The 8,408-nt window shown below is 36.2% G+C and carries 8 protein-coding genes, 1 tRNA gene and 1 pseudogene; 5 read left to right on the forward strand and 5 right to left on the reverse strand.

Annotated features, from left to right (window positions below; all coding sequences use genetic code 11):
• Both OZD61_RS04785 and OZD61_RS04790 read left to right on the forward strand, forming a co-directional pair.
• Positions 1-1,536: DNA polymerase (locus tag OZD61_RS04785; RefSeq protein WP_274980036.1), on the forward strand; the 1,536-nt coding region annotated here is incomplete at its 5' end.
• A 49-nt stretch (positions 1,537-1,585) separates the two neighbouring features.
• Positions 1,586-2,614: a hypothetical protein gene (locus OZD61_RS04790; RefSeq protein ID WP_274980037.1), complete on the forward strand. Its 1,029-nt coding sequence runs from the start codon at positions 1,586-1,588 to the stop codon at positions 2,612-2,614.
• A 26-nt stretch (positions 2,615-2,640) separates the two neighbouring features.
• Here the strand turns inward: OZD61_RS04790 and OZD61_RS04795 are convergent, their stop codons facing one another.
• From OZD61_RS04795 to OZD61_RS04810, 4 genes are all read right to left on the reverse strand, one after another.
• Entirely contained in the window at positions 2,641-3,420 is a 780-nt protein-coding gene (locus OZD61_RS04795; RefSeq protein WP_006279450.1) for an exodeoxyribonuclease III, read from the reverse strand.
• Positions 3,420-4,127: a uroporphyrinogen-III synthase gene (locus OZD61_RS04800; protein WP_274980038.1), complete on the reverse strand. Its 708-nt coding sequence runs from the start codon at positions 4,125-4,127 to the stop codon at positions 3,420-3,422. The genes OZD61_RS04795 and OZD61_RS04800 overlap by 1 nt, the downstream gene beginning before the upstream one ends.
• A gap of 253 nt (positions 4,128-4,380) precedes the next feature.
• On the reverse strand, positions 4,381-4,878 hold the full coding sequence (locus OZD61_RS04805) for a hypothetical protein (RefSeq protein ID WP_274980039.1): 498 nt from the start codon (positions 4,876-4,878) through the stop codon (positions 4,381-4,383).
• A gap of 70 nt (positions 4,879-4,948) precedes the next feature.
• A tRNA-Leu gene (locus OZD61_RS04810) sits at positions 4,949-5,033 on the reverse strand.
• 62 nt (positions 5,034-5,095) lie between these two features.
• On the opposite strand from OZD61_RS04810, the gene tldD reads away from it, so the two are divergent.
• The 3 genes from tldD to OZD61_RS04825 all read left to right on the forward strand — a co-directional run bounded on the left by tldD (position 5,096) and on the right by OZD61_RS04825 (position 8,048).
• On the forward strand, positions 5,096-6,514 hold the full coding sequence (tldD, locus tag OZD61_RS04815) for a metalloprotease TldD (RefSeq protein ID WP_274980040.1): 1,419 nt from the start codon (positions 5,096-5,098) through the stop codon (positions 6,512-6,514).
• A gap of 55 nt (positions 6,515-6,569) precedes the next feature.
• Positions 6,570-6,710: a hypothetical protein gene (locus OZD61_RS04820; protein WP_153296798.1), complete on the forward strand. Its 141-nt coding sequence runs from the start codon at positions 6,570-6,572 to the stop codon at positions 6,708-6,710.
• Positions 6,711-6,800: 90 nt separating this feature from the next.
• Positions 6,801-8,048 (forward strand): IscS subfamily cysteine desulfurase, encoded by a 1,248-nt coding sequence (locus tag OZD61_RS04825; RefSeq protein WP_274980041.1) that lies wholly within the window; start codon positions 6,801-6,803, stop codon positions 8,046-8,048.
• A 34-nt stretch (positions 8,049-8,082) separates the two neighbouring features.
• Here OZD61_RS04825 and OZD61_RS04830 read toward each other — a convergent pair.
• Positions 8,083-8,408: pseudogene (locus OZD61_RS04830) on the reverse strand (Rpn family recombination-promoting nuclease/putative transposase); the annotation flags it as partial.

Raw genomic sequence — 8,408 nt, forward strand, 5'->3', positions numbered from 1 at the left:
CTTATTACAATTAACTCAACTTTACTCTCAAATGGAGTGCTTAAAATAATACATAACATTAAAGAGATCAGGAAAATCTTCCCTGCAATAGAGAAGATGTTAGATTCAGTTGATGATTTGATGATAATGTCGTATAGCTTGGATACAGGAAAACATGATCACAGTATTCCAAACATAATTGCACATAATTTGAGTGGAGATGTAGAAATTTTCTCGGCAAAAACTTTAATAGCAATTCATGAAAAGCTAAAGCAAAGGTTATTTCAGGAAAAATTGTTCACAATTTACGAGCGCTTCGATAAGCCACTTATGAAAGTAATGTTTGATATGGAGAAAAATGGGATATTACTGAACATACAAAAATTACAGGAATTGTCCGATAAATTTCAGCAGGTAATTGCCGTGCTTGAAGATGAGATATATAATTTGGCAGGAGAAAGATTTAATATTGCTTCGCCAAAACAATTAAGTGATGTTTTGTTTAACAAAATGGGGCTTAATAAAAAGAAAATGTCAAAAAAATCTGGATCGTATAGCACCAATTATGAAGTTCTAGAGGCACTCGAAGAAGAAGGGGTAGAAATCGCAAGTAAAATCTTAAATTGGCGACATTTAAGTAAATTAAAAGGCACCTACACTGATGCATTAATAAAGCAAGTTGATCCACTTGATGGTAGAATACACACAAGCTTTTCAACGACTGCAACTGCAACTGGAAGGCTGAGCTCCAGCAATCCTAATTTACAGAATATTCCTATCAGAAGCGAAGAGGGAAATCTTATCAGACAAGCATTTATTGCGCCAAAAGGGCATAAGATAATTTCTGCTGACTATTCACAAATAGAGTTAAGACTCCTGGCACACGTTGCAAACGTTGCAGCATTTAAAGAAGCTTTTGCAAACGGACAAGATATTCATGAGATCACCGCTAGGCAAGTTTTTGGAGTGCAAGAAATAGATGAGCAATTAAGACGCAAAGCAAAATCCATCAATTTTGGAATTATATATGGCATTAGCCCATTTGGTCTTGCAAAGCGGCTTGGAATTACCATTGCGGAAGCTGCTGAATACATTAATTACTATTTTTCCTGTTACCCAGAAATAAAGGCCTATATGGAAAAAGCAGTGTCTATCGCAAGATTGCATGGTTATGTAGAAACTTTGTTTGGCAGGAGATGCTTTGTAAGAGACATAAACAATACAATTCCTTATATAAGACAATTTGCAGAAAGGGCAGCAATAAACGCACCACTGCAAGGCACCGCCGCTGATATAATAAAACGTGCGACGATTCAGCTTTTTGACCAATTAAAAGTAGGTAAAATAATCCTCCAGGTTCACGATGAACTACTGGTTGAAGTAGAAGACGAAAAGGTACAAGAAACAGCAAAACTTATGAAAGATATAATGGAAAATGCAATAGAAATTTCTGTACCACTTGAAGTAGAAATAAAAGTTGGCGACAACTGGGGTCTAAATTCCCTTAATTATGACTTAAACATCGTGAATTCTAGGAGTATAAATCATTTGAACTAATACGAAAAATATGTTAGAATAGAACATAGCAAATGCAAATAGGTCAGCCATGACAGGCCCACAAGTAAAAAGTTCAAAACCTCCAAAGTTACCTACTCAGGTAACTAACGAAGATGAGAAAATTTTTGAAAAAGAGGAACATCAGGTAATCCATGATGCCTTTATACAATTGCTGAAAAACAAAGTACAACCTAAAGAATTAAAGGAAGATGACGAGGCAGTACTCGCTTTCATGCTAAGTCAGAATCAAATTATATTCAATAATGTCAAGCTAGAAGATGTAGAACCACTCAGTGAAGAGAATTTTTCTCAGTTTTTACTTTCCGTATTTGAGAAAATTAGAGAGAAAAAATTAGCTAATGAGGAGAATCTCAAGAATGGTAAAATAAAAGAAGTAGTAGATGACTGTGTAGCTGATATACGCGGTACAGAAGCTAAAGATTCATCCATAAAGTTTGTATTGGAAATGCTGCTGCTGCTAATTGGAGGGATCAAAATAGACCCGAAAAATATTTCTGGCTCCTTTATGGATGGGATGAAAGAAAAAATACCATTCTTAGGTAAAGACAAGAAAGAAGAGGATGAATCACCACTCAGTGATGAAGAGATGGTAACAACGTTCTTGAGCAAGATCTTTTTTCCTGTCCTTCTTTCCACTATTCCAATGTTAATTTTTGGTCCTACTACACTCGGAGTAGTTCTTACTGCTATCGGCACAATATTTGCCATAAAAGGAGGAGTGGAGGTTCTTTTTTCAAATAACAAAAAAGGTACTTTGTATGACCCTAACTCACAAGATAAAAATGATACAGAAAAGAGAGAAAAACTGAATGGAAAAATTCTCGAGGGCATTGATGATATTTTAAAAACCCCAGTTACAGAAGTTGAGAAAGGCACCTCTGTTTCTGAACAAATTTCCCAAGGAAAAGAAAAGAGTGAACAACAGCCTGTTCCTGAGCAAATTTCCCAGGTAGGAAACGAAAAAAGTGAGCAGCACGATCAATCTTGGACAGGAAAGGAAAACAAACGAAGGGAAAAACCACAGAGCAGCAAAGGTAAGACTACTCAGGTTTGCTAAAAGTGAATTGTGTAAGAGATCTGCTATTATTCTATAGCACATACAACAGGAGTATGGTCAGACGGATTTTCTAGCTTACGCAATCTATCATCTATGTAGCATGTTTCCAATTTATCTACAGCTTGTGGTGATAACAGCATATAATCTATTCGCATTCCTTGATTATTTCTGAGTGAATTGCCTTGATAATGCCACCAAGTGAATTGTTGCAAATTTGGGTGAGATATTCTAAACGCATCTTTAAACCCAAGATTCAAGATCGCTCTTAACTTCTCACGTTCTCTTATATGAAAGCACACTTGGCCATTCAATAAGTTTGAATCAAAGACATCAATTTCATCCGGTGCAACATTATAATCGCCAGCTATGATAGTTAACTCTTCATTCTTTAACAAAGTGCTCATCCTTTCATATAGATTATCAAAAAACTTGAGTTTATATTCAAATGCTTGAGAGTCCGGGCTTTGACCGTTTGGAACGTATACACTTCCCACCCTTACCTTCTGATTATTGTGCTTTATTATGCACTCTATATAACGCGCTTCTTGATAACCTTCTACGATATCAATCTTAAACTTCTCCAGTATCGGATATTTAGATAAAACACAAACGCCATTTCTTGCAACTTGTCCATAGACAGCACATTCATATCCCAGCTTCTCTATCTCTGCATAAGGAAATTGCTCTTCCATACATTTTATCTCTTGCAGCAAAATTATATCTATCTGACTATCAACTATAAAACTACAAAGTTGGTTAACTCTTTTACGTATGGAGTTTACATTCCAAGTTGCAATCTTTAGCATCAACAATCCTTATTAATTATATCAATTAAACTCTCCCCAGTAGGCAACCTCGATGTTATAATTTTTTTCCATTTGATTAACTTTAAACTATCAGCAATGTTTTTACTCATGGTATATGCAACTGCATTATTCATCACATGAGATAACCCACTTTTTAGAACTAATGAACAAAATATCCTTGCTGTCTGTGAGGAAAAAAAAGCAACACTATCAATTTTACCATCCAATAGTAAATTTTTACACCTATTAGTTAGATTCCTTTTTATAATTGTTTTATAGAGTACAACTTCTCTTACGTTAAAATCTTCTTCAGATAATCTCTTTTTTAGGTCACATGATACTTCTTGTCCCCTTATATACAAGAACTTTATTGCGTTTGAATAACGAGCTTTTATGAATGATATCAGACCATCAACGTTGCTGTCTGCTGAGATTATATCAGAAAATCCCAAATTTTTTGCAGCCTGCATGGTTGAATTACCAACTGTAATAATCGGAAAGTCATCCTCTTTGCATATTTGACTAAGAGCCTTTACACTGTTTTTACTTGTAGATATCACAACGTCAAATTCGTACGCAGATATATCAGGATTTAAGTACTTTATTGTGAATACTGGTTCTATAAAAACTTTGTATCCATACTTTCTCAATATATTTCTTGTATTGAACGAGTCCAATAAAGGCCTCGTTAATAAAATAGACTTCATTCTGATTTATTTCACTACTAGTAAAATAGTACCCTTTATACACAAATTACTGAATAAAAACTTTTATTTTGATAGCTTGAGCAATTATTCAAGTAATTGATGTGGAAGTAGGAGTACTAAGCGCTCCTACCCCAATAAGCCCACAATTTCTGCTTACACTTTTTTGACGCTAATTACATCGAACTCTTTTGAATGGCTTCCTTCAGTGGAATTATATAGCTAATATTCCTGTATAAGTTAAATAAGTTAATACTTAAGCTTGTACTCTTGCAGTATTTGAAGAGAGATTCTCAAGGACGTTTTTTGTCTGTGGTTCACTAATCATAGTTTGAACGATATTAGCTGCCATAATAACACAGCCTAGAATAAAAAAAGGCGTAGAAACAAAATAAATAACAGAAGACTCAAAAAGCGACATAGATGCAATACCTCCTATTAGAAATGAAGCACTGGATGCTATATCAAGATAGATCTTTGTTAACTTTTTTTGTCCTGGAATGTTTTTTATGCCAGATTTCTTATTAAGATTCTGTTGTCGGGAATGATCATTTAGTGACCATATATTTAAAGCAAACGAAAGTGCACTGAATATAGCGCCGGCAATACTAAAATACAGACTTAAGACAGGAATATTCAAGACCAATGCCGCTATGTATCCAACGAAAGAGATAGTAGATAGTGTAGTAACTAAGCGTTTCGAGTAAGCTCGTACCTTCTTTCTGTAGGCTAACTTATCTTTTTCACCATACATAGCATAAATATTACCTAATACGTTATATTATAGCATCAATTAATTCAACAAGCAATATGGAAGCTAAGAGTGCCCGAGAGAAGACTTGAACTTCCACAACTTAAAAAGTTACTAGCACCTGAAGCTAGCGCGTCTACCAATTCCGCCACCCGGGCTTTTTATAGTTTACTATGTTAAAGTTAAATAATATACTTAAACAATTTTTAGTTCAAAGGTAATGCCAAATCTAGATCAAATATTTTTTGCTCAAAACAATGTTAATATTAATAACGTATATAAAATAGTCAATAACGCTTTGAGCAATAGCGATGGTGGTGAGCTGTTTCTAGAATTTTGCCAGTCGGAGTCCCTGGTTTTTGAGGATAACATATTAAAACACATGGACTTGAATACTAGAAGGGGATTTGGTTTAAGGTCTTTTTGTGAAGATAGTACATCTTTCGTTTGTTCTTCTGAGATCAGCGAAAAAGAAATTAGTAATGCTGCTTCTATGGTAAAAAGCTCAGTGTCTTTAAACAAGACAAATTCAATAAATTTAAACGAAGAGACAAAAAGCCTATATTCGAGGATTAACCCTATAAATGAAATGGATCTGAATTCAAAGATTAAGCTACTCAATGAGGTTAATGAGTATGTAAGGTCCAAAAATAACTGCGTGAAGCAAGTAAAAATAACTCTAAGTGGAGAATGGCAAGTTGCACAAGTAATAAAGGGTGATCACAGATTAAGCGATATCAGGCCTCTGGTACATTTTAATGTGCTAGTCATTGTAGAAAAAGATGGCCGTACCGAAAGAGGTTCTGCAGGGCGTGGTGGAAGGGACTCTTATAGTAAGTTTATTTCTGAGAAAAAGTGGAAAGAAGTTGCAAATCAAGCATTAAAACAAGCACTAATAAATCTTGAAGCAATTCCAACTCCAGCCGGAGAAATGACAGTCGTTTTAGGTCCAGGCTGGCCAGGAATATTGTTACACGAAGCCGTGGGTCATGGACTTGAGGGCGACTTCAATCGCAAAAAAGTTTCAGCATTTTCAAATTCTGTGGGTAAACAAGTAGCAGCTAGTGACATCACAGTAGTTGATGACGGAACTCTGCCCAATTTGCGCGGCTCTATCAGCGTAGATGATGAAGGCACTCGACCCAGTTATAATATATTGATAGAGGATGGGATCCTAAAAGGATACATGCAGGATCATATGAACGCTAAACTCATGGGTGTAAGCCCAACTGGTAATGGTAGAAGAGAAAGTTATAAAGAAGTTATTATGCCGCGCATGACAAACACCTATATGTTGCCCGGAAAGTATACACCGAAGGAAATAATATCTAGCGTAAAGAAAGGTCTATATGCAGTAAATTTCGGTGGTGGGCAGGTTGATATAACGTCAGGAAAATTTGTTTTTTCATCTTCGGAAGCTTACCTAATAGAAAATGGCAAAATTACACAGCCAGTCAAAGGGGCAACACTAATTGGTGACGGTCCAACAGTGTTGAAAAAAGTATCTATGGTTGGTAATGACTTAAAGTTAGATCCTGGTGTTGGCACATGCTCGAAAGATGGACAAAATGTGCCCGTTGGAGTTGGTCAGCCGACACTCAAAGTCGACGCAATAACTGTTGGTGGAACTGAGATATAGATAAGGGCTAAAACGGATTCCAGCGCACGGCGCACAGCTGTACAAACATTATGATTTGGAAGCAATTGCCACCAATAGGGTGTCATCCCAGTGTCTGGGCACTGCCTTTGTGTTTGAGGCAAAACTGGCTATAACATTTAACACACTGCTTTCGCAAATAAATGTTCGTACAGTTATGTGTCAGCTACTTGGATGACACTTTTGTACTTGATGCAAGATTATATCTTGAAAAAATTAAGTTTTGATGCTATAAAATAATTGTAAATTTTGTCTCCGTGGTAGCTTTATGAATGTTGAAAGTAAAAAAATACATGATACTAAAATAAAATTACCAATATTTCTTGATTATCAATCTACTACTAAAGTAGATCCCCGTGTTTTAGAGGTGATGATACCTTACTTTGGTGAGTTCAGTAATGCACACTCTCGCAGCCATTCATTTGGTTGGACTGCTGAAGAAGCAGTGGAAAAAGCAAGGAAACACATCGCTGATCTGGTGAACGCAGATAGCAAAGAAATTATCTTTACCTCAGGTGCAACTGAGTCAAATAATACGGCAATCAAGGGCGTTGCTCACTTTTATAAAAATAAAGGAAATCATATAATCACTGTCTGCACGGAGCATAAGTGTGTTCTGGATTCTTGTCGGCATCTGGAAAATGAAGGCTTTAAAGTTACATATTTGCCTGTTAAGCAAAACGGAATTATAGATTTATCAAAGCTTGAGGAAGCAATTACTGATCAAACGATCCTGGTTTCAGTGATGATGGTAAATAATGAAATCGGAGTAATTCAGCCTGTCAAAGAAATTGGTGTAATATGTAGAAAGCATAATATATTTTTCCACACAGATGCAGCTCAAAGCTTTGGAAAAGTTCCAATTGATGTTAATGAGATGTGCATTGATCTTATGAGTCTCTCTAGCCACAAAATTTATGGACCTATGGGAATAGGCGCATTATATGTACGTAGAAAGAATCCTCGTGTTAGGCTGATACCACTAATTAGTGGTGGTGGACAGGAAAGAGGCATGCGTTCTGGAACAGTTCCAACACCTCTTGCAGTTGGTTTTGGTGAAGCGGCACGTATTGCTAGAGAAGAAATGAAAAAAGAAACAACTAGAGTGGAAGAATTAAGGGATATTTTGTATAACAAGATAAAAGAAGCGTTTCCTGATATCGTTTTAAATGGTGATTATGAAAATAGAATTCCTGGCAACCTAAACTTGAGCTTTCCCTATGTTGAGGGTGAGTCTCTCATCATGGCAATCAAGGATTTAGCAGTAAGTTCTGGTTCTGCGTGCACGTCTGCGTCTCTTGAGCCTTCCTACGTAGTACGGTCGCTAAATAATGGCCATGACCTTGAGCATTCATCAATTAGATTTGGCCTAGGCCGATTTACAACTAGAGAAGAAGTTTTGTATGCAGCAGATCTTGTTGCTAAAAATGTTGGCCGACTGAGAGAAATGAGCCCACTTTGGGAGATGGTACAAGGAGGAGTAGATTTGAACACCGTGAAATGGGACTCTCATTAAATGTATCCGTTCCAACTGCAAATGCACTTTGAAATTACTCTGTACCGTTCACACTTAATTCTTCAATCTCACTAATAGAAAGGCCAGTAAATTTGACAATAGTGTTGACATCAACATTGTTAGCCAGCATTGCTTTTGCGACTTCGATTTTTCCTTCGATTTTCCCTTCCTCTTTACCGATTTTGATGCCTCTTTCTTCGCCAATTTGGATGCCTTTTTCAGTAGCAAGGTCAAGTCTGTATTCAAGAATGGCTTCTTCTTTCCGTAGATCCATTATTCTTTCTTCATAAGCTACTAAATCTTTTTCATTCCAGCTAAACCTGTCTAATTCATCGTAGGCTAACTTTATTATTGGTGCTT

This window comes from Wolbachia endosymbiont of Drosophila bocki (genome assembly GCF_028982005.1).
In the GTDB taxonomy this organism is placed as follows: Bacteria; Pseudomonadota; Alphaproteobacteria; order Rickettsiales; family Anaplasmataceae; genus Wolbachia; species Wolbachia pipientis.

Excerpts from the sequence above, each read along its gene's own strand:
- tldD (WP_274980040.1), top strand. The coding sequence starts at position 5,096 with ATGCCAAATCTAGATCAAATATTTTTTGCTCAAAACAATGTTAATATT.
- OZD61_RS04800 (WP_274980038.1), bottom strand. The coding sequence starts at position 4,127 with ATGAAGTCTATTTTATTAACGAGGCCTTTATTGGACTCGTTCAATACA.
- OZD61_RS04795 (WP_006279450.1), bottom strand. The coding sequence starts at position 3,420 with ATGCTAAAGATTGCAACTTGGAATGTAAACTCCATACGTAAAAGAGTT.
- OZD61_RS04825 (WP_274980041.1), top strand. The coding sequence starts at position 6,801 with ATGAATGTTGAAAGTAAAAAAATACATGATACTAAAATAAAATTACCA.
- OZD61_RS04790 (WP_274980037.1), top strand. The coding sequence starts at position 1,586 with ATGACAGGCCCACAAGTAAAAAGTTCAAAACCTCCAAAGTTACCTACT.
- OZD61_RS04805 (WP_274980039.1), bottom strand. The coding sequence starts at position 4,878 with ATGTATGGTGAAAAAGATAAGTTAGCCTACAGAAAGAAGGTACGAGCT.